The sequence below is a fragment of the Thiorhodococcus mannitoliphagus genome (assembly GCF_010915725.1).
Classification (GTDB): domain Bacteria; phylum Pseudomonadota; class Gammaproteobacteria; order Chromatiales; family Chromatiaceae; genus Thiorhodococcus; species Thiorhodococcus mannitoliphagus.
Map to the genome: position 1 here is coordinate 1 of NZ_JAAIJR010000087.1, position 24,655 is coordinate 24,655.

General features: G+C 62.4%; 24 protein-coding genes and 1 riboswitch. Of the genes, 14 read left to right on the forward strand and 10 right to left on the reverse strand.

What is annotated here, in order from left to right; all coding sequences use genetic code 11:
* Both G3480_RS18070 and G3480_RS18075 read right to left on the reverse strand, forming a co-directional pair.
* Positions 1–317 (reverse strand): hypothetical protein (locus G3480_RS18070; RefSeq protein WP_206171781.1); only part of this gene is annotated, 317 nt, incomplete at its 3' end.
* Between the two features lie 818 nt (positions 318–1,135).
* Positions 1,136–2,953 (reverse strand): S8 family serine peptidase, encoded by a 1,818-nt coding sequence (locus G3480_RS18075; protein WP_338114168.1) that lies wholly within the window; start codon positions 2,951–2,953, stop codon positions 1,136–1,138.
* Between the two features lie 78 nt (positions 2,954–3,031).
* Positions 3,032–3,117: riboswitch (cyclic di-GMP riboswitch) on the reverse strand.
* A 489-nt stretch (positions 3,118–3,606) separates the two neighbouring features.
* Here G3480_RS18075 and G3480_RS18080 point away from each other — a divergent pair.
* The 4 genes from G3480_RS18080 (at position 3,607) to G3480_RS18095 (ending at position 8,725) form a co-directional block, all read left to right on the forward strand.
* Complete coding sequence (locus tag G3480_RS18080) at positions 3,607–5,070, forward strand: protein adenylyltransferase SelO (protein WP_164655286.1); 1,464 nt, start codon at positions 3,607–3,609, stop codon at positions 5,068–5,070.
* Between the two features lie 91 nt (positions 5,071–5,161).
* Complete coding sequence (locus G3480_RS18085; protein WP_164655287.1) at positions 5,162–6,460, forward strand: paraquat-inducible protein A; 1,299 nt, start codon at positions 5,162–5,164, stop codon at positions 6,458–6,460.
* Positions 6,399–8,096 carry a PqiB family protein gene (locus G3480_RS18090; protein WP_240905905.1) on the forward strand — a complete coding sequence of 566 codons (1,698 nt, stop codon included), beginning with the start codon at positions 6,399–6,401 and terminating at the stop codon, positions 8,094–8,096. The genes G3480_RS18085 and G3480_RS18090 overlap by 62 nt, the downstream gene beginning before the upstream one ends.
* A gap of 20 nt (positions 8,097–8,116) precedes the next feature.
* A complete protein-coding gene (locus G3480_RS18095) occupies positions 8,117–8,725 on the forward strand; it encodes a PqiC family protein (RefSeq protein ID WP_338114169.1) in 609 nt (202 codons plus the stop codon).
* A gap of 109 nt (positions 8,726–8,834) precedes the next feature.
* Here G3480_RS18095 and G3480_RS18100 read toward each other — a convergent pair whose 3' ends face one another.
* Positions 8,835–10,511, reverse strand: a complete 1,677-nt coding sequence (locus tag G3480_RS18100; protein ID WP_164655289.1) for a methyl-accepting chemotaxis protein — start codon at positions 10,509–10,511, stop codon at positions 8,835–8,837.
* Between the two features lie 553 nt (positions 10,512–11,064).
* On the opposite strand from G3480_RS18100, the gene G3480_RS18105 reads away from it, so the two are divergent.
* Positions 11,065–12,270 carry an ammonium transporter gene (locus G3480_RS18105; protein WP_164655290.1) on the forward strand — a complete coding sequence of 402 codons (1,206 nt, stop codon included), beginning with the start codon at positions 11,065–11,067 and terminating at the stop codon, positions 12,268–12,270.
* Here the strand turns inward: G3480_RS18105 and G3480_RS18110 are convergent, their stop codons facing one another.
* The 5 genes from G3480_RS18110 to exbB all read right to left on the reverse strand — a co-directional run bounded on the left by G3480_RS18110 (position 12,271) and on the right by exbB (position 15,405).
* Positions 12,271–12,573 (reverse strand): TusE/DsrC/DsvC family sulfur relay protein, encoded by a 303-nt coding sequence (locus G3480_RS18110; RefSeq protein ID WP_164655291.1) that lies wholly within the window; start codon positions 12,571–12,573, stop codon positions 12,271–12,273.
* A gap of 140 nt (positions 12,574–12,713) precedes the next feature.
* On the reverse strand, positions 12,714–13,490 hold the full coding sequence (locus G3480_RS18115) for a DUF3050 domain-containing protein (protein ID WP_164655292.1): 777 nt from the start codon (positions 13,488–13,490) through the stop codon (positions 12,714–12,716).
* A gap of 144 nt (positions 13,491–13,634) precedes the next feature.
* On the reverse strand, positions 13,635–14,612 hold the full coding sequence (locus G3480_RS18120; protein WP_164655293.1) for an energy transducer TonB: 978 nt from the start codon (positions 14,610–14,612) through the stop codon (positions 13,635–13,637).
* Positions 14,609–14,983, reverse strand: coding sequence for a TonB system transport protein ExbD (gene exbD / locus G3480_RS18125; protein ID WP_164655294.1), 375 nt, complete (start codon positions 14,981–14,983; stop codon positions 14,609–14,611). Before exbD ends, G3480_RS18120 begins: the two co-directional genes overlap by 4 nt.
* Positions 14,980–15,405: a TonB-system energizer ExbB gene (gene exbB, locus G3480_RS18130; protein ID WP_164655295.1), complete on the reverse strand. Its 426-nt coding sequence runs from the start codon at positions 15,403–15,405 to the stop codon at positions 14,980–14,982. Before exbB ends, exbD begins: the two co-directional genes overlap by 4 nt.
* 42 nt (positions 15,406–15,447) lie before the next feature.
* Here exbB and G3480_RS18135 point away from each other — a divergent pair, with 42 nt between their 5' ends.
* Both G3480_RS18135 and G3480_RS29270 read left to right on the forward strand, forming a co-directional pair.
* On the forward strand, positions 15,448–16,158 hold the full coding sequence (locus tag G3480_RS18135; RefSeq protein WP_164655296.1) for a sulfite exporter TauE/SafE family protein: 711 nt from the start codon (positions 15,448–15,450) through the stop codon (positions 16,156–16,158).
* A gap of 72 nt (positions 16,159–16,230) precedes the next feature.
* Positions 16,231–17,127, forward strand: coding sequence for a sigma 54-interacting transcriptional regulator (locus G3480_RS29270; protein ID WP_338114170.1), 897 nt, complete (start codon positions 16,231–16,233; stop codon positions 17,125–17,127).
* Positions 17,128–17,242: 115 nt separating this feature from the next.
* Here the strand turns inward: G3480_RS29270 and G3480_RS18145 are convergent, their stop codons facing one another.
* The gene (locus G3480_RS18145) at positions 17,243–17,992 is read right to left on the reverse strand and encodes a hypothetical protein (protein WP_206171782.1); all 750 of its coding nucleotides are present in this window, start codon (positions 17,990–17,992) and stop codon (positions 17,243–17,245) included.
* A 151-nt stretch (positions 17,993–18,143) separates the two neighbouring features.
* Between G3480_RS18145 and G3480_RS18150 the strand changes: the two genes are divergently transcribed.
* From G3480_RS18150 to rluB, 7 genes are all read left to right on the forward strand, one after another.
* Positions 18,144–19,019, forward strand: coding sequence for a PHP domain-containing protein (locus tag G3480_RS18150; protein WP_164655297.1), 876 nt, complete (start codon positions 18,144–18,146; stop codon positions 19,017–19,019).
* A 10-nt stretch (positions 19,020–19,029) separates the two neighbouring features.
* Complete coding sequence (locus G3480_RS18155) at positions 19,030–19,653, forward strand: L-threonylcarbamoyladenylate synthase (RefSeq protein WP_164655298.1); 624 nt, start codon at positions 19,030–19,032, stop codon at positions 19,651–19,653.
* Positions 19,653–20,324: a site-2 protease family protein gene (locus G3480_RS18160; RefSeq protein ID WP_164655299.1), complete on the forward strand. Its 672-nt coding sequence runs from the start codon at positions 19,653–19,655 to the stop codon at positions 20,322–20,324. Before G3480_RS18155 ends, G3480_RS18160 begins: the two co-directional genes overlap by 1 nt.
* 18 nt (positions 20,325–20,342) lie before the next feature.
* The gene (locus tag G3480_RS18165; RefSeq protein WP_164655300.1) at positions 20,343–21,560 is read left to right on the forward strand and encodes a tryptophan--tRNA ligase; all 1,218 of its coding nucleotides are present in this window, start codon (positions 20,343–20,345) and stop codon (positions 21,558–21,560) included.
* 64 nt (positions 21,561–21,624) lie between these two features.
* Positions 21,625–22,566: a segregation and condensation protein A gene (locus tag G3480_RS18170; RefSeq protein ID WP_164655301.1), complete on the forward strand. Its 942-nt coding sequence runs from the start codon at positions 21,625–21,627 to the stop codon at positions 22,564–22,566.
* A complete protein-coding gene (gene scpB / locus G3480_RS18175; protein WP_164655302.1) occupies positions 22,547–23,158 on the forward strand; it encodes an SMC-Scp complex subunit ScpB in 612 nt (203 codons plus the stop codon). Before G3480_RS18170 ends, scpB begins: the two co-directional genes overlap by 20 nt.
* Before the next feature lie 13 nt (positions 23,159–23,171).
* Complete coding sequence (gene rluB / locus G3480_RS18180; RefSeq protein WP_164655303.1) at positions 23,172–24,056, forward strand: 23S rRNA pseudouridine(2605) synthase RluB; 885 nt, start codon at positions 23,172–23,174, stop codon at positions 24,054–24,056.
* Between the two features lie 24 nt (positions 24,057–24,080).
* On the opposite strand, the gene G3480_RS18185 is transcribed toward rluB, so the two are convergent.
* A complete protein-coding gene (locus G3480_RS18185) occupies positions 24,081–24,608 on the reverse strand; it encodes an isocitrate lyase/PEP mutase family protein (RefSeq protein WP_240905906.1) in 528 nt (175 codons plus the stop codon).
* Positions 24,609–24,655 lie beyond the last annotated feature (47 nt).

The following is a 24,655-nucleotide window of genomic DNA, read 5'->3' on the forward strand; positions in this document are numbered from 1 at the left end:
CTCAGCAAGGCTTTATACAGCGGGCGCATAGGACTGGGGTCAAGCTCATCGAGACGCTCGCGCAGGCGCGTGTCGCTCGGGGCCTGCTCAATCCCGTAGAGGGCCTTGAGATTCGCTCGCGTCGTCTCCTCCCGGCAGTCCTGGTCGAACTGCAGCAGCGAGGGATACTTCAACCCGAAGAGCGCTAGCCCTGACATCAGATGATCGACCAAGGCGATGTCGTGACCCGGTGCATCGGGGATTCGACGAAACACCCGATGCGCTTCTTTCAGCAGCCCCTCAATGCTGAGATGCTTGCGGCAAAACGGAGCGCTCATCAGCACCGCCCTCTCGATCCGACACTGAAATGATGCCGGCCAGTCTACCGAGTCGGCGCCAAAAGTCTACGAAGAACTTTTTTTCAGGCTACCCCAACCCATTGTCGCTCAAGAGAAAAAATTTTCAGCGGGAATTGCTGATCAACTCTGCCGAGGTCGCCTGAGCAAGGCCGTGCGGACGCAGCGCGATGACTTCGTGCGCAACCTCAACCGCCTCGATGATGCGGCGGCCAAAGCCGCTGGCCTGCCCTTGGGGAGCTGCAAGTTCGGTACTGCGTGGGCCGAAGTCAGAGCGCCAGCTATCAGTAGCATGACCGTTGCCAGCCCGAAATCTCGTGTACTGCTCATCTCAATTCTCCGATTGCTACAATATTCGGGGCTGGACAGGGCTAACTCTGCTTTGACCATTCATCCGCGTCAGGTCCGGCCCAGACATCGATTTTCTAGACGACTATAGTTAAGAGGATATCCGGAACAGAATATGCCTACGCCTGGAAATTATATAATTTACAACATTATAAGGATTAATCGCCGAATCGTTGTGGTGTTAGAGTCCAGCGATATATTCAAGAAATTACAGACGCTTGTGCTTTATAAGCAAGTTCTGAACCGGATATCATCTAAGCATATAATGTGCCAGAAAGTCTGAATATAATTAGATCAGTTTGTTATGATGCTGGCTGAACGCCTGTGCGGCTCGTTGTGTAAAGAAAGCGGACGCAGAGATACGGTTTTGGGGTTTCAGAGACAAGAAACGACCGAGCTGGCCTTGGGCCGGCTCGGTCGTTTCTGATTGCGGCTTGTTCTAGCCGGTGACGCTATTTGTTCCCTCTGCCAGGGTTGGATGCCTCGCTCTCTGACGCCCCGCCAATGCTGACCGCGATGCTGCTTTGGCCTTCGTTTCCTGACGCGTCGGTTGCTAGGGCGCTAAGCGTATGATCGCCGTCTGCAACTTTCCGAAGGTTCCAGTTGTAGCTGATCGAATCGCTGCTACTGACGCTCACGAGGCGGCCATCGATATAGAGTTTTAGCGATGCAACCGCGTCATCATCGCTTGCGACCACGCTGACATTGACGCGTTTCTCAACCGTTGCTCCGTCGGTCGGGCTCTGGAACCTGACGACAGGTGCCGTCACATCCGGCTCCGCCACAGTATTGGCGACCTCGACTGTCAGACTGTCTGCTCCTAGGTTTCCAGCGGCGTCATAGGCTTCGGCAGTGACCTTGACGACGCCGTCCGGCGTTGCTGTCGTATCCCAAGAGAACTCGTAGGGTGCGCTCGCGTCCGAGGCAACCTCAGCACCATTGATCAACAGAACGACTTCGGTAACCCCGATATTGTCGGTCGCCTCAACTTGAAGGACCATCTGCCCGGACAGCGGCTCGCCGCCACTAGGATCGCTCAGTGTGACCTGGGGTGCGATCTCGTCGATGGAATCGGTGACCAAGGCTAGGCTGACGGCGGCGGCTGCGTTGACGCGCCCGTCGCCGTAGTAGATGTCCCAATCCGTGCCGCCGATATCGTCGGCGGACTGCTCCAAGATCGCCTCGACTTGGTCTGGGGTCAGCTCGGGGTTGGCAGCCATGATCAAGGCGACCACGCCAGCGGTCACCGGGCTCGCGAATGACGTTCCGTTCCAGCTGCCGTATCCACCACCGCGATTTGTCGTGAGGATGGATGCGCCTGGCGCTGCGACATCCACGAAATTGCCATAGGTGGACCAGCTTGCCTTGACGTCTGCGCTGGTCGTTGCCGACACGGAGATCATAGCTGGGTTGTCGCTCAAGGTGGAATTCGTGCCGTCATTGCCTGCGGCTACTACAACGACGCCGCCTTTGCTGCGCATGTAGTTCGCCGCGCTGGTGATGGTCGAACTGCCGCTCACTCCAAAGCTGATGTTCGCGACGCGGGCGCCTTCATCTGCGGCCCAGGTCAGGGCTCGTGCAATGTCGCTGAAGTATGCGTAGCCGTCGCTGCTGTTCGTGACGCGGACAGGCAGTAGCCGGGCGGCCCAGGCGACGGAGGCTACTCCGGTTGCGTTATTTGTGGAGGCCGCTGCTGTTCCCGCAACTGCGGTGCCGTGACCGTTGATGTCGGCGGTGTCGCTGCTTCCATCGACCGCATTCCATCCGGGCAGTAGCTTGTCTGCCAGGTCTGGATGGGTCGAATCGACACCCGTGTCGAGAACGGCGATCAAGATCCCTGCGGCTTGAGAGTCTTCCCAGGCGGCGGGCGCCGCGATGGTCGGAAAGTGCCAGGCACTCGAGAATTTGGGGTCGTTCGGGATCACATCCGCTGGTTCCACCAGTGCGTCTGGCTCAGCGAAGGCGATGTTTGGGTTGTGGGAAAGGGCTTTGGCGACCGCCTCTTCCGCCTGCGGCGGAACCTCGACCTCGTGTACCTTCAGATTGCGTAGTCGCCCAACCGAGTGCGCACCCTGGCCTCTGAGGATGTCATCGAACTCGGTTGTGCTAAGTCCGGCCTTTGGCTCGACCAGGATTCGTCCTTCACGGGATTTGCTCTTGCCGGGGGCTGCAATGGCATTTCCGGCCAAGAATGCGATTGCAATCAGCGCTAGAAACAGGGCGAGCCAGTTTGATGTGGAGAAAAAGTGTTTTGAATGTGTTGTAAGCACGCTGCGGTTCCTCGTCGATGATTGAACGCGGCCGCAGGGTTGTCGGAGTAAAGTATCACGTTGCGTCGTGCTTGACCTTCCGGCAATCCCGCTGTCGTAGGGCAGGGCCCCTTAGACCGGTGACTTTGCGCCCCCGCCTTTCGACGGGTTTGCCCTGGTGTATTTTCTTTCCAGCCGAGCGTGATTCTATGAAGGATCTGGGGCGGGATTGTTGAACTACTGCTCGGAATCGATCAAGCCCACTCGAATCGTTACGATGCCCTTGCCAGCGACTTGGAGAGGAGCAAGCCCCTTTCCGCATCGCCATTTTCAGCTCGAGTTTGTGGTGGTGTCCTGGGCTCAGATGCGACGAGCCTTTGAGGCAAAGATCGCGCGAGCCGTTCACGCCTTGATGCCGCTGCTCAGGGGCGGATGTAGCGATACCCCCGCGACTGCGGCTTACCGATCCAGGTCACGCAGTCTTGGATGAGCTCGACGAACTTGTCGGGTCCGCCGACGCCTTCGATCTGGTTGCTGATCTTGTTGAGGGCGAAGGGGGCCTTCTCCGCGTCGGAAACCTGATCGATGACCTTTGCAGCTGACAGCGGCGCCTGGTCTTTCGCTCGGGGTGTCCCGCCCCAAGTCTCTTGGCTCCGGAAGTTTGGAGTCGACGCATGACATTCGCCTTCGATAATACCTACGCGGCTTTGCCCGATCATTTCTACGCGCGCCTGGCGCCGGTCCCGGTCAAGCTGCCGGAGCTGGTTAAGCTCAATGGGGCCTTGGCCGAGCAACTCGGGCTCGATCCTGACGCGCTGGCCGCGCCGGATGGGGTCGCCATGCTGGCGGGCAACCAGGTCCCCGACGGGGCGGATCCCTTGGCCATGGCCTATGCAGGGCACCAGTTCGGCAATTTCGTGCCGCAACTTGGCGACGGGCGCGCCATTCTGCTCGGTGAGATCCTGGCGCCGGACGGGGAGCGCTTCGACATCCAGCTCAAGGGCTCGGGACGGACACCCTTTTCGCGCGCCGGTGACGGTCGTGCCTGGCTTGGGCCGGTGTTGCGCGAGTACATCGTGAGCGAGGCCATGTCCGCCTTAGGCATTCCGACGACGCGCTCGCTGGCGGCCGTGGCGACCGGTGAGATCGTCTATCGTGAGTCGCCGCTGCCAGGGGCAGTGCTGACGCGCGTGGCGCGCAGTCATGTGCGTATCGGGACCTTTGAGTATTTCCTGATGCGGCAGGATATCGAGGCAATTCATCAGCTCGCCGACTATGTCATGGCTCGGCATTATCCGGACGCGCGGGAAGACGAGCATCCTTACCGCGCGCTGCTGGAGTCCGTCATCGACCGCCAGGCGCGACTGGTGGCGCGTTGGCTGGGCGTGGGCTTCATCCACGGCGTCATGAACACGGACAATATGTCGATCGCCGGCGAGACGATCGACTACGGTCCCTGCGCCTTCATGGACAACTATCACCCCAGTCGGGTCTACAGCTCGATCGACCACGGCGGGCGCTATGCCTATGGCAACCAACCGCGCATCGCGCAGTGGAATCTTGCACGCTTGGCGCAGGCGCTGCTGCCCATTCTCGACGCCGATCAAGACAAGGCGCTTGCGATGGCGCAGGCGGCGGTCGATGGCTTCCCGCAGCGGTTCGAGACCGCCTACCTGGAGGTTTTTCGCGCCAAGCTCGGACTCTCGGAGTCTCATCCGGAGGATGGGGCGCTCGTCACGGGTCTGCTCGAGGCGATGAGCGCCGCCGATGCCGATTTCACCAACAGCTTCCGTGCCCTCTGCGACGCCGCCTTGGGGCGCGAGCAAGGGATCCGCGATGAGCTGCGCGCGCTTCCCGCGCTCGACGATTGGCTGTCGCGCTGGCGCGCGCGACTGGAGCTGGAGTCGCTCACGGCGGAAGCGCGCGCCGCCCTGATGCGCCACGCCAATCCGGCCGTGATCCCGCGCAATCACCGCGTCGAAGAGGCGCTGAGTGCGGCCGTCGAAGGGGATCTTGGGCCCCTGGACGCCTTGCTGGACGTGCTCGCCAGTCCCTGGGAGGAAGCGACCGAGACGCCAGCCTTTCAACGTCCGCCAGCGCCACACGAAGTGGTTCGGCAGACCTTCTGCGGTACTTGAGCGGCAAGGGGCTGGTGACATCTCGGACGGCTCGGCATACTTGTCGCGTGCAAGAAGCCACTGTTCGCCAGATCCTCGAGACTCTGCACGGATGTATCACGACGCCTTGACCGAATGCCTCGAATGCGGGCTACTGCAGCGTAACCCCGTACTGCCGCCAGGCGGTGCGGCGGAATGCTCGAGGTGCGGCAGCTTGCTGCATCGCGACCGCCCCGACAGTCTCAACCGGACGCTGGCGCTCACCATCGCCGGCATGGTGCTCTTCGTCGTCGCCAACAGTTTTCCCTTTCTGTCCTTCGAGATGCAGGGCCAGTTGACCCAGACGACGCTGCTCACGGGGGTCATCGATCTCTACAAGGCGGGGAATTGGTTTATCTCCGGGGTGGTGCTCTTCACCAGCATCCTGGCGCCGGGCCTGCAATTGTCGTTGCTGTTGGTGGTGCTCATTCCGCTGCGCTCGGAGCGCATGCCCTCTTGGCTGCCGCGAGTCTTCAGATTCGTTCGGACGCTGACGCCTTGGGGCATGATGGACGTCTTCATGCTGGGGATCCTGGTCTCGGTGGTGAAGCTCTCGGAGATGGCGACCATCGTCCCGGGGACCTCGCTGTTCGCCTTCGGTGTGCTCATTCTGGTGCTTGCGGGGGCGCAGGCGGCGCTGGATCCGGATTTGGTCTGGTCGCGGGTGCCGCCTTTGAAGGATGTCTCCCGGCCCATTCGGTCGGGAGACGGCCACTTGACCTGCGACGTCTGCGAGCTGGTGATGCACCCTAGCTCGGCGATCCACGATGGGCGGCACCTGCGCTGCCCACGCTGCACGGACGTGCTGCACCGGCGCAAGCCGAACAGCCTCCAGCGGACCTGGGCCTTGGTGCTCGCCGCCATCGTCTTCTATGTTCCGGCGAATCTGCTGCCGATCATGACGGTGACGTCGCTGGGCCGCAGCCAATCGGATACCATCTACAGCGGTGTGGTCTTCCTGCTGACGCATGGCATGTGGCCATTGGCCATTGTGGTCTTCGTCGCCAGCATCTTCGTGCCTCTGCTGAAGCTGCTGATCCTGGTGACGCTGCTGTTGTCGGTCCAGTTTCGCTGCACTTGGAGTCCACGGGACCGCACCCGGCTCTATCGGTTGACGGAGGCCATCGGACGCTGGTCCATGGTGGACGTCTATGTGGTCACTATTCTGGTGGCCCTGGTGCGGCTCGGGAACCTGGCGAGCGTGCAGGCGGAGGTCGGCGCCATCTTCTTTTGTGCGGTCGTGATCGTCACCATGGTCGCGGCCATGTCATTTGATCCCAGACTCATCTGGGACGTCTTGGAGCGGGAGCATGTCAGAGCCCCAGATGGGTCAGGGAGTCTCACCCCAGGGCCCGGCGGACAATCCGTCTGAGCAGCCCGTCTCTCAGGCGATCATCAGGAAGCGCAGCAGTCTCTCCCTGGTGTGGCTGATTCCGCTGGTCGCGGTCGCTATCGGGGTTTGGCTGGCGGTCAAGACGCTGTCCGAGAAGGGTCCCACCGTCACCATCGAGTTCAAGACCGCCTCTGGACTCGCGGCGGGTCAGACCAAGGTCAAATTCAAGGACGTGGACGTGGGGCAGGTGACCTCGATCGATGTGAGCGGAGACCTCAAGAGCGTCATCGTGACCGCTGAGTTGAAGCATGCCTTCGCGAACTTTCTGACCGAGAACACTAAGTTCTGGGTTGAGCGCCCACGGGTGACGGCGAGCGGGGTCTCGGGGCTGGATACCTTGCTCTCGGGCGCCTACATCGCGCTTGATCCCGGCACCGAAGGGCGCGCGAAGCGTAGCTTCGAGGGGCTGGAGGAGCCCCCGGCCATCACGACCTCAGAGGACGGACAGCAGTTCGTGCTGCGGGCGCCCTCGCTGGGGTCGCTCAATATTGGCTCGCCCGTTTACTACCGTCAGATCCAGGTCGGGCAAGTCGTTGGCTACGCGCTCGACAAGGATGGTCAGGCGGTCAGCATCGAGGTCTTTCTCTCGTCGCCCCATGACTCCCTGGTGACGGCGAATACTCGCTTCTGGAACGCGAGCGGGATCGACATCTCGATCTCGGGTGCGGGCGTGAAGGTCGATACCCAGTCGCTCTTGTCCGTCCTGATCGGGGGCGTGTCCTTCGACACTCTGGATACCTTGGATCTCGATGCCAAGAGTGACCTGCTCCCGGAGACCTTTCCGCTCTATGCGACGCGAGACGCGGCCTATGCCAAGACCTATTCGCGCAAACAGCGCTATCTGCTGTTCTTTGACGGCTCCGTGCGTGGCTTGAACGTTGGCTCTCCGGTGCTCTTGAAGGGGATCGATATCGGCCGAGTGCTGGATGTGCAGCTCCAGTTCGATCGGGAAAGCCTCAGATTTCGTATTCCGGTGCTGGTCGAGGTCGAGCCCGATCGGATTTCGATCGAGGGAGGGCAGCGCGTGCCGGAGGATGATGGACTCATCGATCGCCTGGTCGAGAACGGCCTGCGCGGCCAGGTCAAGTTCGAGAGTTTACTGACCGGCGACCTCTACGTGGATCTGGATTTCTATCCAGAGTCCGAGCCTCAGGTCGTCGCGAGCTATAGCGGCTATGAGGTCATCCCGACCATTCCGACTCCGCTCGAGGCCTTGACCACCAAGGTCACCAACGTGCTCGACAAGATCGACGCCATCCCCATCGATCAAATCGGCAAGGATCTGAGCGAGGCCGCCGCGGGCGTCAATCAGTTGGTCAACTCCGAGGAACTCAAGGGCGCGATCCGAGAGCTGGAGGCCTCACTGGCGCAGGTGCGCCAGCTGGCGGCCAAGCTCAATACCGATATCGCGCCCGAACTGGCGGCTGCCCTCAAAGAGAGCACCGCAACCTTGAAGAGCGCCAATGCCATGATCTCCAACAATTCACCGGTGTACATCGAGATGCAACGCATGTTTCAAGAAGTGACCTCGGCGGCGCGCTCGGTGCGCGTGATAGCCGACTATCTCGAGCGCCATCCAGAAGCGCTGCTGCACGGCAAGGGGAGGGGGCGATGAGGTCGACCAGGCAACGATGGGTGGCTGTAAGCCTGGCGGGGGTGCTCGTCGGTGGCTGCGCGAGCACTCCGCCCTCGAACTTCTACACACTCTCGTCGCTGCCGGCCACGGGTGAAGGCGGCATCATCGCGGCGGAAGGGCTGGGGGTCGGCCTAGGCCCCGTGAGTTTCCCTGTCTTCCTCGATCGCCCTCAGATCGTCTCTCGCGAGACCGGCAACCGTCTCAAGGTCGACGAGTTCCAGCGTTGGGGCGGGACGGTTCAGGACGATTTCCTGCGGGTCTGGAGCGAGAATCTCGCCGTGCTGCTCGGGACCAGCCAGATCATCATCTTTCCGAGCGAGATTCGCTATCCCTTGGATTTTCGGGTGGCTGCCGATGTGCTCGCCTTCGAGGGGACCGCCGAGGGTCAAGCCCTGCTGAAGGTCCGCTGGACGGTGCTGGACGCTGGTCTCGACCGGGTGCTGAGGGTGCGTGAACAGGAATACCGGCGGCCCATTCAAGCGCCGGGCGACGACAACGCCATGATTGCGGCCTTGAGCGCCACGCTTGCCGACTTCAGCGAGGACGTGGCGGAGACGTTACGGAGGCTGCCCAGGCCCGAGCCGGAATCCGTGCAGTCGGGACTTTAGGCGCTGTCCGAGTATCCTCGCTCAAGTGCGCAACCTCTGGACATGCGTGGGAGCGCCGCCCCGGCGCGACGTCCCCGCGCTGCCATGAGTCCGTCCTCGATGAGAGCGATCAAGCGCGATAGCCAATGCGACAGCCGCCCCAGTGGCGTCCCTTGACGTAGATCGGTGCCGAGATGTCGTGCATGATCTCGCCCGTGTCGCGCCGGTAGGTTTGGATGAGGAAGCTCAGCTCATGAGCGCCGCAGCGCTTGCCGACCGGATCGTCGAAGAGGCGCTTGGTTCTGTTGTTGGCCACATCCTGCTCCGGGTCTCCCGTCAGCGGCTGGGAGAAGCGGGCGTTGTGCGTGGGCACATAGCCGTTGAGGTCGCAGCCGACTGCGTAGATGGCCTCTGAATGGGCACGGAGGAAAGACTCTTGAATCGGAGGGAAGATCCGGTCCGTCAGTCTGTCGAAGGGGCTGTTGTATTTCCGTGGCTCGGTGTTGGGGATGGGTGTATAGGAGAGATCGAAGAGCGCCTCTTCGCTGATCTCCCCACTGACAACAGCGCGCTCAAGGGACTCGCTCAGTGCCTTGGTCGCCTCGCGCACCACGTCCGTCATGCGCTGATGGATCTCGATGGAGCGCTGGCCGAGCGGGCCGAGTTGGAAGACCTTGCTGATTTCGTGGAGGTTCGTCGCTAGGCTCTCGAGTTCTTGGGCCTCTCGAAGCGTCTCCGCAGCCCCGATAGCGTTGCGATCGATCATGGACATGATGTCATGGACGTGCTCGACGACACGCTCCGCCTCCCGGCTCTGCTCTGTCATGGACGCCGCGATGCCGTCGACCAAGCTGAGTGTCTGCTCGGCGCCGTCATTGATGCGGTCGAGCGTGCCGGCGGTTTGACGCGCCAGATCGGCTCCCGCCCGTGCTTGATCGCTGCCCACGCGAATGGAGGCGATGGCGGTGCGGGTCTCGTCCTGGATGGCTGAGATCATGGAGCCAATCTCGCTGGTCGCGGTGGCCGTGCGCTTGGCAAGGTTCCTGACTTCGTCGGCGACGACGGCGAAGCCGCGCCCTTGCTCGCCGGCTCGGGCGGCCTCGATCGCCGCGTTGAGCGCCAGCAGGTTGGTCTGCTCTGCGATCTCCTGAATCACCTGAACGATGCCGCCGATCGCCTGGGAGCGCTCGCCGAGCGCGGCGATGACTTGCGCCGATTCTTGCACCGAGACGGCGATGCGGTCGATCTCCTCGGAGGCGTTGGACACGCCTTTGGCGCCTTCCTGGGAGAGATCTCTCGCGCTTTGAGCGTTCTTGGCCGTGTCTGCGGCGTGACTTGCGACGGCGTCGACGCCGTAGCGCATTTGTTCGATGCTCTCCACCAGGTTTCCGGATGCCCCGCGTTGGGAGTCCGAGCCCTCGGCGACACTGCGTGCATGTCCGCCGAGGATGTCGGCGGCCGTGGCCAAACGCTCGGCATCGAAGATGACTTTGCCGATGATCCCCTGGAAGCTTTCCATCAAGGCATTGAATTGCGCGGCGCATTTGCCGACGGGGCCGGACGAGTTCTGAGCGCGGCGCGAGAGATCCCCGTCTCTACGCATCCAGTCAATGGTCGTCTCGAGGTCTCGGAGCGGCGTAACGATCAGCCTTCTCAGCAAGATCCAAAGCGTGAGGCCGACGAGCGTGCCGAGGGTGAGGTCGGCTGCGTAGACGAGCGGCGCCTTCTCTCCTGCTAGGAGGCTGACCGCGCTTGCGCCCAGTGAGGTCAGGATGGCGATCAAGACGCCGATGATTGATGGTCGCATAGGCTCTCCCACTCTTGATCGTTGGCCTTGGCCAGGGGTCTATCTGCAGCTGGGCCGCGTTTCCGCCATTCGGCGACATTATTCAAGCGTCCGATTATCGGCGTCATCGATAAAATGCATAGCAAGATATTTCGAATCTGTGAACCGGTACCAAGCAGGATCGGCAGCAGGCGAAATCCTGCGACTTCCAGGGGCTCCGCTGTGCGCGCATCGATCAGTCGAGGCGACTTGCAGGGCTTATCATGGTGCGTCTTGGGTTTGTGAATGCCCTACTATGGTGCGCTCGATGCCCTGAAGGTTCGCGTGCGAGGGCGCGACCACTGTCCATATCTCCAATGCCATGGGGATGAATGCGGGCTCGCTGCCATGAGTCGAATCCTGCTTGGACGTCTCCGATCCCGCTTCCCGCTCAATATCTTGAGGCTTGCAATGGGCGATATGCGCGCTCGGCAGCGGGGTTCGAGCAGAATGCGCGTGAAAGCCAGCTGTGCGCCATTGGCCTGATCCCTGCTTGCGAGGTCGCACCAATTTTGGTCAAGCGAGAATGAGAAGTATGGAATCACTGCAGGCAGGTACTGACGTCTTATTTATCTTGATCGGAGCCGTCATGGTGCTGGCGATGCACGCCGGCTTTGCGTTCCTGGAGGTCGGGACTGTCCGGGCGAAGAATCAGGTCAATGCCTTGGCGAAGATCATGAGCGACTTTGCGATCTCGACCATCGCCTATTTCTTCATCGGCTACAGTCTGGCCTATGGCATCGACTTCTTCTCGGGTGCCCAGGCGCTGCAGGACAAGAACGGCTATGAGCTGGTCAAGTTCTTCTTTTTGCTAACCTTCGCGGCGGCGATTCCGGCGATTATCTCCGGTGGAATCGCCGAGCGCGCGCGCTTCTATCCGCAGCTCTTGGCGTCCTTCGTCATCGTTTCGCTCGTCTATCCCTTCTTCGAGGGCATGACCTGGAACGGCAATCTGGGGATGCAATCCTTCATCGAAGGGTTGTTCGGGCTACCCTTCCACGACTTCGCTGGCTCCGTGGTGGTGCATGCCGTTGGCGGCTGGATTGCGCTCGCCGCCGTGCTGCTGCTCGGCTCGCGCGCCGGGCGTTATCGCAAGGATGGCAGCATAACGGCGCATCCGCCGTCCTCCATCCCCTTCCTGTCGCTTGGTGCTTGGACGCTGACAGTGGGTTGGTTCGGCTTCAACGTGATGTCTGCTCAGACCGTCGAGGCCGTGAGCGGTCTGGTCGCGCTCAATTCACTGATGGCGATGGTTGGCGGGATCCTGGCGGCCCTTGTCGTGGGTAAGAATGACCCCGGCTTCTTGCACAATGGTCCACTGGCAGGGCTGGTCGCGGTCTGCGCGGGATCGGATCTGATGCACCCTATTGGTGCGCTTATTACCGGAGGGGTCGCCGGCGCACTCTTTGTTTACGCCTTTACGCTGACTCAGAACAAATGGCGCATCGACGACGTGCTCGGTGTTTGGCCGCTGCACGGGCTCTGTGGGCTTTGGGGTGGCCTCGCAGCGGGGATTTTCGGGCTCGAGGCGCTTGGCGGAATGGGCGGTGTGAGCTTTATGGCGCAGTTGGTCGGCAGCCTCATCGGCATTAGCGTTGCCCTGGTGGGCGGTTTTGCCGTCTACGGACTGATCAAGCTCTTGATCGGGCTGCGCCTAAGCGAAGAGCAAGAGTATCGCGGCGCAGACCTCAGTATCCACAACATCACGGCTCAGCCCGATTACAACAGGGGCGAAGTCTGATCAGACGCAGCCTGTCGGTTTCGGCAGGCCGCCCCATTTGCAGATGAGCTTCATCGGGCCCTTCTTGAAAATGTTGTAAAGGTCCTTGGTGGAGACCTTTTGCTTTTTGGCGAAGATCCGAATCGGGGGCACGACGCCATCTTCCTCGTACATGGCGCGTGCCTCCTTGATGAAATGCATGACCTGCTCGGTCATTTCAAAGTCGTCGGAGCGTGCGAGTTCGAGCGCAATCTCCTCGCTCCAGTCGTCACGGTCGAGTAGGAAGCCCTCGTTGTCCAAAGGCACCGATATGGCTGCGGTCATCTGTTCTTCCTCCGAAATTTACTATGTGGCGAATTACCAATGCATAGGCAAGGATGGAGGCGGCAAATAACTTGTCAAGATGCTGGGTTATCACTGTGCCTTGATGTCCGCTGCTTGGCGATGTCCGCAGCAGGCAAGCCTTAGCTGCGGCCGGCTTCGATGGCCTCGACCACGCCGTCCCAGAAGCGGATGCGCGCGCACAGGGCCTCCTCAGCGGCGGTCTCCGCCTCCTCGATGCGCTTTGGATCATCGCCGCAAAGCGTTTCTAGGAGCTTCAGCGAGAGCGGTCCGTGAAAGTCTTCATCGAGATGAATATGCCGGTTCAGGTAGGCATGGAAGGTCGGTGCCTGCTTGGCGTCGATTCCCATCCGGTCGAGGAACTTCCTGAACATGCCGGGGATGAGGTTCTCACGGCCGATCGCCAGCGCCGCGGCGACCAGGTGTGGCTTGTCCTCGCGAATGAAGCAGAAGGTCGTTTCCGTGAAGTAGCGGGCGGGCAGGGGAACCATGTCGGCATAGAGCGCCTTGTCGACGCCCTGCTCGGCGACCAGCTCGAGAAAGCGCAGCGGCATCTCCGCGTCCGCACCAATCTCCCTCATGGAGCGCAGGTAGAGTTCGAAGTGACTGGCGTAGAGCGTCTCGCCAGCGTCGAGCGGGATGGCGTCCGACTCCTCTTCCAGGGTCAGTTGGTTGATGAAATACCGCAGGCTCGGGTCGGAGGCGGGCGCCCAAGGCACCTGAACCGGGGCGATCGCGCGCTGCAGATACTTGATCAGCGACATGAAATCCCAGACCGAGAAGACATGGTGCTGCATAAAGGTTTGGAGGTCTTTCACGCCTTGAATCGCGCCATAGATGGCGTGTCCGTCGAGCTGCGCGCGCAGTGGCTCCAGGTGGTCCAGGTCGAGTGCGGCCATGTGTCTTGTCCTCGTCTTTCAGTATTTCAGTCGATGCTGAAGGAAATGATAACTAAGGTGTGATCCAGTGGTGTCCATTTCTATCCCTGCGAGTCCGCCACTGTGCGGTTTTGGTGCGCATCTTCGGGTCATTTGAGATCAAAATCATTTGAGATCGAAACGGATCGGTACGCGCAACGCCCAGGTGCTCCGGCCCAGCGACTTCGGAATCGGCTTGAAGCGCCTGAGCCGGTACATCGCCTGCAACGCCGCCTGGTCGAGCGCATGATGTCCCGATGATTTCGCGATGCGGATCCGACTCAGGCTGCCGTCGCCTTGAATGGTGAAGGCGACCATCGTCGTGCCTGTTTCACGCTTGCGCCGCGCGCTCATGGGATAGCGCTGATGGCGGCTGATGGCGCGCTGCAGCGCAGCCAGGTAGGCGCCTTCATCTGCGGCCTTGACTGCCCGCGATGCGCCGCTCTGACCTTGAGGCACACCACCGGCGGCCTTCCCCTTGGCTTGGGAGCCTGCTCGGCCGGAGCCCTTCTCGCGCCGCTGCTGGCTCGGCGCTGGCGCCGGTTTGGTCTTCTTGGAGCTGAGCGATTCCTGGTCCGCGGCCACGCGCTTGGGCTTCTTGGCGGGCTTGGGCGTTGATCGCTGCGGTGGCGTTGCGACGGCCTTTGGCTTTGGCTTAAGTTCTTGCTTCGGCTTCGGCTTCGGCTTCGGCTTCGGCTTCGGCTTCGGCTTCGGCTTCGGCTTCGGTGCTGGTTTTGTCTCTGGTTCTGGCAGGGGCTTCGTCGCTATTGGCGTCGTTGCTTGAGGCGCCCTGCGCTCCGGCTCTAGTGGCTCCGGCGGGGGCTGGGCGGGCTGCTGCTCCTGGGGCTCTGGCGCTGACGGTTCGGGCTCCTTGGGTGGCGGCTCGGCTGGTGCCAAGCTCGGCTCCTCGACCGCAGGAGCCTGGGTGTCAGCGACGAACATGGCGAGGTCCAGCGCGACGCGCGCTTCTCCACTGCCCGACCCGCCCTCCGGCAAGGTCGTGGTTCTGAAGCTGAAGACGGCTGCTGCGATGGCTGCGTGAATGGCCGCCGAGAGCAGCAGGCCGCCCCAGACACAGCGCCGGCAGCGTCGGGCTCGGCTCATGAGCGCTGCGTCAAGATGCTGAGTCGCTCGAGCTGCCGGGCCTTGAGTTCGTCGATGACGTCGACGAAGCGCTCGAACCGGGTTGCCGCGTCCACTCTGAGTACGATGGGTGTGTCGTTGCTCAGGCCGTCGAGCTGGCCGGCCAGTTGCTCCAGGCTCAAGGGCTTGCTATCGAGGAAGAGGTGGCCATCGGCGTCGATCGCAATCTCGAGACGTCTTTCACTGTCCGACTGGGCTTGCGCCTTGGACTCGGGCAGGCGGATCTCGAGCCGCCCCTCGCTGATGAAGGTCGCCGTGGTCAGGACGATGGCGAGCAGCACCAGCATGATGTCGATGAAGGGAATGACGTTGATCTGATCCATGCGCTTCATGAGCGGCGTCCCTTCCGCCAGCGCGCCTTGAGCACTTCGGTGCGTCGCAGCAGAGCGTTGTAGAAGATGAGTGCTGGGATGGCGACGACCAGCCCGAGTGCCGTTGCCTTGAGTGCGAGCGCGAGCCCAATCATCATGGTGGTGGTCTCGATGGCGCCGCTTTGCCCGATGTCATAGAAGGCGATGAGGATTCCGAGCACAGTGCCTAGCAGCCCGACATAAGGCGCGTTGGCGCCGATGGTCGCGATGGCCGTGAGATGTCGGGTCAGCGCGAGATCCAGGTCCTCGGCGTCGTCGAAACTGGCCAGGTCGACGCGGGCAAAGTAGAGCAAGCGCTCGATGACGAAGGCGATCATCAAGAAACTCATGAATCCCAGCAGACCCATGACACCGAAGTCCAGGTTAGCCTTCAAAAACTCCACTAGGTCCTCTCCTCAGAGCTGTGTCTGGGTGTCGTCGAGAAAATGAGCCCGGCCTACCCGTTGGCATTCTTGGTCGGGCTCTTGAGTGCGCTGCATTGCATCGGGATGTGCGGCGGCATCGCGGGGGCCATCAGCTACTCGCTGCCGCAGTCGGTGCGCAGGCAGCCCTCAAGCTACGTCAGCTACCAGCTTCTCTTCAACCTCGGACGGATCCTGAGCTACTGTATCGCGGGTGCCGCCTTCGGATGGCTGGGCGCGAGCCTGATCCAGCTCTCGGCACTCGGCTGGCTGGAGCAGGTCATGCGGCTGGTCGCGGCTGCCGTGCTGATGGGTATCGGACTCTATATCGGCGGCTGGCTGCCGGGATTCGCCATGATCGAGCGGGTCGGGCTGCCGCTGTGGCGCCGTCTCGAGCCGGCGCGCCAGCGCCTGCTGCCGGTGAGAAGCCCGCTGGGCGCGCTCTTGATCGGCCTGATCTGGGGCTGGATTCCCTGCGGTCTGATCTACAGCATGCTGATCGGTGCCCCCGCCCAGGGCGGCTGGTTCGCCGGTGCCATCTACATGGCCGCCTTCGGTCTTGGGACGCTGCCGGTGATGCTTGCAACGGGTTTGCTGGCCGGGCGCCTCGGCCTGCTGGCGCGAAGCCGGCGACTGCAGGCCTTGGCCGGAATCACCTTGATCGGCTTGGCCCTGTTTACGCTCTACTACCATGGATACAATCAGGATCAGGGATACAATCAAGAGACTCTCTAACCCGGTTGGTGGGCATTGGCCTCAACCGGCGGACCGGATCATGCCCAAGCAACGCAGTAGGGAATTAGCCCTGTGAAGACCGAGCTTATTGGACGATCTCCCGCCTTTTCGCGTCTCATGAATGCGGCTCGGATGGTCGCGGCGACGGATGTGAGTGTTTTGCTGCTTGGTGAGCCCGGCAGCGGTAAGTCCAGTCTCGCGCGCGAGATCCATATCGCGAGCCCGCGTTACACCGATCGCTTCCCCGCGGATTGCTTCCACGAGTTTGCCTGCACGGGGGCGCGGGAAGGGGAGCTGGGCACATTCATTGAGGGCATCACGGCAGCCCGGGCGACCCTCTACCTCAGCGAGGTCTCGGAGCTGTGCGCCGAGGATCAGGCGCGGTTGATCAATCTCCTGGCGCGTCAGGATTTCGCCGCACAGCCCCTGCCGCTGCGCATCATCGCCGGGAGCACGCAGGATCTCGCGTCCTTGGCGCAGCAGGGCCGCTTCAGACGGGATCTCTACCAGCGACTCTGTGTCGTCCCTTTGGAGGTTCCGCCGCTGCGCGAGCGGGTGCTGGATATCCCCCTGCTGACGGAGCACTTCATTGCCCTGGCGGTCTCGCGCCACGGACTTGCTGCGCCCTGGTTCAAGGCGGGGGCGGAGCGCCTGCTGCGTCGCTACCATTGGCCGGGCAATCTGCGGGAGCTGGCGAACCTCTGCGAGCGGCTGGTCATCTTGCTACCCGGCGCGGAGATCGGCCCCGAGAACCTGCCGCCCGAGGTGCGTCGCGGCGAGGCAAGCTCGGGGCCGTCTTCCGGTTTCGAGCTGCCGCCTCAGGGGATCGATCTCAACAGCCTCGAGGCCGAGCTGATTCGACAAGCGCTGTCACTTGCCGGCGGAAACAAGAGCCGCGCTGCTCGCTTGTTGGGGCTGACTCGGGATACCCTGCTGTATCGCCTGCAGAAGCATCTGATTCCCGGCTGATCTGGGCGGAGGGTCGCCGGCGGAGGGTGAATCAGGCGGTGACGCTGGCTCGGTCCACATGGCCATGCCGATCCGCCAAGGGATTTCTCACAGGCTGCACCATGGCGGCCAAGCGTCAGTGCAGCTTCTGCCCCACGCACCAGACGTCGAAATAGCGCTGCATGACCTCGCGGACTTGAACTGGATAATCCAGAGCCTCCATTTGTCCCATGCCTTCGCGAAAGAAGTCCGGGGCGTCCTCCCTAAGGTGCTCGACGACTGACTGAAACGCCTCCTCCATCAGGACAGGCTGGCGGCTTCGCGTGGCGACGATGGCGCGATTGAGCAGGAGCACCCGCCAAGGGCGCTCTGGGTGGTTTGATTCCAGCTCCAAGGCGCGCTCGATCCCGATGCCGCTCATCACCTCGTTCAGCAGTCCGAATAGCTCGACGAGTTCATCGGTCGTGTGCAGGCCGTTGGCAATATGGGCGGCCGCGTTGACGACTGGCTCGGGATGCTTGAGTTCTGCGCCGCGGCGCAGCAGCCAACAGCACAGCGGGAGGCCGAGCTGCTCCATCTGCTCGGCGTGACGCGGCAGATCGAGCTGGGTTGCGAGGTCACTGAGCTGTGCTAGCAGGCGCAGCCCGTGGTCGAGCAAGACCTCTGGGTCCGAGCCCGTAGCCTCTTGGATTCTTTCAGGGAACTTGGCAGGCAGGCCGGCATCTGCGGCGCGCATGATGTCGAGCAGCCGCTGCATGCCATCCAAGAGGACGCGGGGTTCTGGGCCGTCTGCGTCCGCGACCTCGTCGTAAGCCTGCTCAAGGTCATCACCGATCTCGTTCAACCGATCAGCGATGGAACTGATGTCGATGGGGGGAAGTATCATGCCGATGTCTCTCCTCAACATCGTGGAGCGGGTGCCGGGATCTGGAAACCGGCGCCTCCGAGCGGATTCATTGAAGGATAGCAACGGAGCTGGCCCCCGTCTTGCCTATCCAGCTATCACGCCTGCATCGGCGTTCAGTTAAACTATGCAGATGAAACCGACCCCTGACTTGCACTCCCACTCCACGGCTTCGGACGGAACCTTGTCACCAACCGCCTTGGTGCAGCGCGCCGCGTCGGCGGGAGTCGAGCTGCTGGCGCTCACGGATCATGACACCACGGATGGTTTGAGCGAGGCCAGCTTGGCGGCAAACCGGATGGGGATTCATTTGATTCCGGGCGTTGAGATTTCCGTGACCTGGGGTAATCGCACCATCCATGTGGTCGGGCTCAACCTGGACGCGACCGATGGCGTCTTGCAGGAAGGGCTTGGCCGACTGATGGAATTTCGCGCCTGGCGTGCCGAGGAGATTGGACGCCGGCTGGCCAAGCGCGGCATAGAGGGTGCCTATGAAGGCGCCAAGGCGCTGTCCAACGGCAAGCTGATCGGCCGCACTCACTTTGCGCGCTTCCTGGTCAGTCGTGGTCTGGCCGCAGACACCGGCGAGGTCTTCAAACGCTTCTTGATCAGCGGCAAACCGGGCCACGTCTCCGGCCACTGGGCAACCCTGGAGGAGGCCGTCACCTGGATTCGCGGCGCGGGTGGTCAGGCGGTCATCGCACACCCGGCACGTTACAAGCAAACCCGCACCCGGATGCAGGCGCTGCTCGGGGAGTTCCGCGAACTCGGTGGTGTTGGTGTGGAAGTGGTGAGCGGAAGCCATAGCCGCGACGATGCCTTCACCTTCGCGCGCCACGCCCGAGAGCAGCACCTCATGGCCTCGGCAGGCTCTGACTACCACGGCCCCGAGAATCCTAGCGTCGAGCTTGGCCGGCTCGCCCGGCTGCCGGATGGCTGTTTGCCGATCTGGCACGATTGGCCGGAGATGGCCGCGCCAGTGCCTGAGCTTAGGGCTGCGGCCGGCTGAAGAGGCGGGGATGGCACAGTTTTTTCAGATTCACCCGGATAACCCGCAGCCGCGGCTGGTGCGCCGTGCGGTCGAGATTCTCTTGGAAGGGGGCATTATCGTCTATCCGACGGACTCCTCCTACGCCTTGGGCTGCCAGATTGGCGAGAAGTCTGCGATGGAGCGCATCCGTCGTATCCGGATGGTGGACGATAAGCACAATTTCACCCTGGTGTGTCGCGATCTCTCCGAGATCACCACCTACGCCAAGATCGACAACCAGGCGTTCCGTCTGCTCAAGTCGCTGACGCCCGGCCCCTATACCTTCATTCACGAAGCAACCAAGCAGGTGCCGCGGCGCCTGCAGCACCCCAAGCGCAAGACCATTGGTATCCGCGTGCCCGACAACGAGATCTGCAGCGCGCTGCTCGGCGAGCTGAATCAGCCGATTCTGAGTACCACGCTGATCCTGCCCGACGACGAGCTTCCGCTGACGGATCCCTACGAGATGCGCGAGATCCTGGATAAGCACGTCGATGCCGTGATCGACGGCGGCTTCTGCGGCATGGAGCCGACCACCGTCGTCAATATGACAACCGATCCACCGGCGCTCGAGCGCAAGGGCAAGGGCGACGCCACTCTGTTCGAGGAATAATGCAAGCCCTCAACCAAATTCAGCTTCTCGCCATCCTGGCCCTCCCTGTCCTGCTCGCCATCACGGTCCACGAGGCCGCGCACGGCTGGGTGGCGAGCCGGCTCGGGGACAACACGGCCAAGATGCTCGGCCGCGTCACCTTCAATCCGATCAAGCACGTGGATCCCATTGGCACTATCGTCGTCCCGGTCGTGACCTTCATGCTGGCCGGTTTTCTATTCGGCTGGGCAAAGCCGGTGCCCGTGAATTGGCGCAATCTCAAGCATCCAAGGCGTGACATGGCCCTGGTCGCCGTGGCCGGACCTGGAGCCAATCTGCTAATGGCCCTGGTCTGGGCGCTGCTGATCCAGGTCGGTCTGCTGCTGCTCCAGAGCAGTCAATGGGTGGCCTTGCCCTTGATCTATTCGGGTGCGGCCGGCGTGCTGATCAACGTCTTTCTCATGGTGCTGAACCTCTTGCCCCTGCTGCCGCTGGACGGTGGACGCGTGCTCAACGCCATGCTGCCGCCGCGAATGGCGTACTATTTTTCGCGACTCGAGCCTTATGGGCTCATTATCCTAATCGCGCTCCTGGTCACTGGGCTGCTGGGCTCCATCTTGCTGCCTCTGGTGATTGCTGCCGTTGGTTTGCTGCCGGGCTCAGGGATCGTGAAAGAACTCTTTTTCGTTTGACACGAGGTCTTCCCAACCTTGAATTCCGTCTCTTCTCAGAATGCGCGCGTGCTTTCCGGCATGCGCCCAACGGGCCGACTGCACCTCGGCCACTACCACGGCGTTCTCAAGAACTGGCTTGAACTCCAGCACGAGTACGAGTGCTTCTTTTTCGTCGCCGATTGGCACGCGCTCACCACGCACTACGAGGACCCGAGCATCATCCCGGAGAGTTCTCGGGAGATGGTGATCGACTGGCTGGCCGCCGGCATCAATCCAGGATCGGCGACCATCTTCGTGCAGTCGCGCGTGCCCGAGCACGCCGAGCTGCATCTGCTGTTGTCGATGATCACGCCGCTGGGCTGGCTTGAGCGGGTACCGACCTACAAGGATCAGCAGGAGAAGCTCAAAGAGCACGATCTGTCGACTTACGGCTTCCTCGGCTATCCGCTGCTGCAGAGCGCCGACATCCTCATCTACAAGGCCGGCCGCGTGCCGGTGGGCGAGGACCAGGTCGCCCATGTCGAACTGACCCGCGAGGTGGCGCGGCGCTTCAATCATGTCTACGGCCGCGAACCCGGCTTCGAGGAAAAGGCCGAAGCCGCCAAGAAGAAGATGGGGAAGAAGAACGCCAAGCTCTTCGATTCGCTGAAGCGGCGCTATCAGGAGCAAGGCGATCAGGAAGCGCTCGGAGTCGCACGAGCGCTGCTCGACGGGCAGGGCAACATCACGCTGGCGGACCGCGAGCGCTTGTTCGGCTTTCTGGAAGGCGGCGGACGCGTCATCCTGCCTGAGCCCCAGGCGCTGCTGACCAAGGCGTCGAAGATGCCTGGCCTGGACGGGCAGAAGATGTCGAAGTCCTATAACAACACCATCGCCTTGCGTGACGATCCAGCGGAGGTCGAAAAGGCGCTGCGAACCATGCCGACCGATCCTGCGCGCGTGCGGCGCAATGATCCGGGTGACCCCGAGAAGTGCCCGGTCTGGCAGTTTCATCAGGTTTACTCCAACGACGAGGTGCGCGACTGGGTGCAGGAGGGCTGTCGATCGGCGGGCATCGGCTGTCTCGAATGCAAGCGACCTGTCATTGATGGCGTGCTTGCGGAGCTGGTGCCGATTCAGGAGCGTGCGAAGGAGTACGAGGCGCAGCCTGACCTGGTCCGCAGCATCATGAATGAAGGCTGTGAGCGGGCGCGTGATGTCGCACGTGAGACGATCGACGAAGTCCGGCACGCCATGTCCCTGGTGATGCTCTGAGTGCGGATGGAATGGCTCGCGGCTCCCTGGTCGAGGTTGGAAATCCGGATGGCGTGTAGCGGGAATGGATGACGGGGGCGCGGATCGCGAGCTGGCCGAGGGACTGACGGAGTCGAGCAAACCGAATCAGAGCGAGGCGGTGGAGTCGATCGCCTCGGAGCCAGCGGTGCTGAGCGCCCATGCTGCCGGTGCTCAGCAGGAGTTGCCCTTTGCGATAGTCCAAGGAGCGCCGCTCTTGACGCTGCCGCAGGACCTCTATATCCCGCCGGACGCGCTGGAGGTCTTTCTCGATGCCTTCGCGGGTCCGCTCGACCTGCTGCTGTACCTCATCAAGCGTCAGAACCTGGATATCCTCAATATTCCCATCGCGCAGATCACCGATCAGTACATGGAGTACGTCGACATGATGCGCGAGATGCGTTTGGAACTGGCCGCGGAGTACCTGGTGATGGCCGCCATGTTGGCGGAAATCAAATCGCGCATGTTATTGCCCCGCGCGCCTTCCGAGGATGAAGATGACCTGGATCCGCGTGCCGAGCTGGTCCGGCGTCTCCAGGAGTACGAGCGCTTCAAGCAGGCCGCGGAGGATATCGATGCCCTCCCGCGCATGGAGCGCGATGTCTTCGCGGTTCAGGTCGGAATTCCGCCAGGTTATCTCCAGCGCAAGCCGCCCGACGTCGACCTGAGCGAGTTGCTGGCGGCCTTGCGCGCAGTGTTGTCGCGGGCCGAGCTCTTTACCAGCCACAGGGTCGAAAAGGAGTCACTCTCGTTGCGCGAGCGGATGTCGCAGGTGATGGAGCGCCTGAGGAGCGGTGATTTCAGCCCCTTCGTCGACCTCTTCGATCTCACCGAGGGACGGGCAGGGGTGGTTGTCACCTTCCTGGCGCTGCTCGAACTCATCAAGTCCAGCATTATCGAACTCGCCCAGGCCGAGCCCTTCGCGCCCATCCATGTACGCCTGCGTGAAACCATGCAGTCTGAGGCCCATGACAGCACCGCCGCTTAAGCACATTGTCGAAGCGGCACTCGTCGCGGCCGGTGGCCCGCTCACCCTGGATCAGCTCCTTGGGCTGTTCGGCGAGGAGGAGCGTCCGGAGCGCGGGGAGATCATGGCTGCGGTGCGGGACCTGATGGCTGACTACGCCTCGCGCGGCATCGAGATCGCGGAGGTCGCAGGGGGCTATCGTGTGCAGGTGTGCTCAAGTGTTGCGCCTTGGGTCTCGCGGCTCTGGGACGAAAAGGCCCCGCGCTATTCGCGCGCGTTGCTGGAGACCCTGTCCTTGATCGCCTACCGTCAGCCCGTTACCCGCGGTGAGATCGAGGAGATCCGCGGCGTTGCCGTCAGCACCAACATCATCAAGACGCTGACGGAGCGCGAATGGGTGCGCGTGGTCGGTCATCGCGATGTCCCCGGGCGTCCCGCCCTCTATGCCACGACACGCAAGTTCCTGGATTATTTCGGTCTGCGCTCCCTGAACGATCTTCCACCACTCTCTGAGATCCGCGATCCAGCTTCCTTCCTGGGCGACGAACTCGCCCTGAGCGACCCGCCGCAGGCGGCGGCGCCCGAAGGGCCGACCGCGGACCAGGCCACATGAGTTGAGCCCAAGCATGAGAAAGCCGCCCCGACGCCCCTCAGCGTTCACACCGACCGGAGAACCGGTTCGGCTTCAGAAACTATTGGCCGAGGCGGGACTCGGGTCGCGACGCGAGATCGAGAGCTGGATCAGTGAAAGGCGTGTGCGCGTCAACGGTGAGATCGCCAAGCTCGGCGACCGCGCTACCAGCGCAGACCGTATCCGTGTCGATGGTCGAGACGTACGCCTTCGCAAGCCCAAGCGGGAGGCGCAGCACCAGATCATTGTCTATCACAAGCCGGAGGGCGAACTCGTCACCCGTCGGGATCCGGAAGAGCGCCCGACCGTCTTTCGTCGACTGCCGCGCCCCAAGCAGGGCCGCTGGATCGCCGTCGGGCGATTGGATATCAATACCTCGGGTTTGATCCTCTTCACCACGGACGGTGAGCTGGCCAATCGTCTGATGCACCCCTCGCAGGAGATCGAGCGCGAGTATGCGGTGCGCATCCTGGGCGAGGTTGCGCCGACCGCGCTCGAGCTGCTGCGCAACGGCATCGAACTCGAGGATGGGCCAGCCAAATTCGACGCCATCAGCGAGCGCGGCGGGAGCGGCGCCAACCGCTGGTTCCACGTCGTCCTCCGCGAGGGGCGCAACCGCGAAGTCCGCCGCCTTTGGGAGGCCGCCGGTTGCACCGTCAGCCGCCTCATCCGTGTCCGCTACGGCAATGTCGAGCTTGGTCGGCGTCTCTTCCCCGGTAACTGGCGTCCCTTGACCGAGGCTGAGGTGGCGGACTTGATGCAGCTGGCGGGGCTCGAGGTGCCGAAGCGGTCCAAGCCCAGCGCCAAGAGGTCCGTCCATCGGCACCCTGACGAGCGGCCCGCCGGGCCGAAATGGGGCAGGCCGAAGCGCCCCCGTTAGGCGGTTGTGCGCGGGCCGGATCCTCTAGTCCGCATGGGCGTAGCGGGCGACCAGGGCGTCATAGTCAGCGAAACCGACCAGCTCGCGCAGCTCGGTGAAGCTGGTTCGCTGGGTGGGTGTTTGGCCCCGGGCGAGGTCTTCCAGTGCCAGCTGCATGGCGCGGACCGCGCAGCTCAGTAGGGTGAGCGGGTAGGCCGCGATGCGGTAGCCGAGTTCGGTGAGTCGTTCAGGTGGAAGGAGTGGCGTGATGCCGTCCTCCAGCATGTTGGCCATGCGCACGCCTGGAACCTCGTCGCGGAAACGGGCCATCTCGCTCTCATCGCGCGGTGCTTCGAGGAAGAGTACGTCCGCCCCCAAGTCGGCGAAGGCCCGCAGACGCCAGAGCGCTTCGTCGAGGCCAAGCGCGCTGCGAGCGTCGGTGCGCGCCACGATGACCAGGTCGGCGCCGGCCTCGCGGGCATCGACGGCGGCACGCATGCGTCGCAAGGCCTCGGCCCGATCCACCACCTCCTTGACGCCAGTGCAGAACTCCTGACTTGGCGCCAAATTCAATGCGACTGGATCGCCTCAAACACGAGGCGCAGCTCGGTACCGGGGTA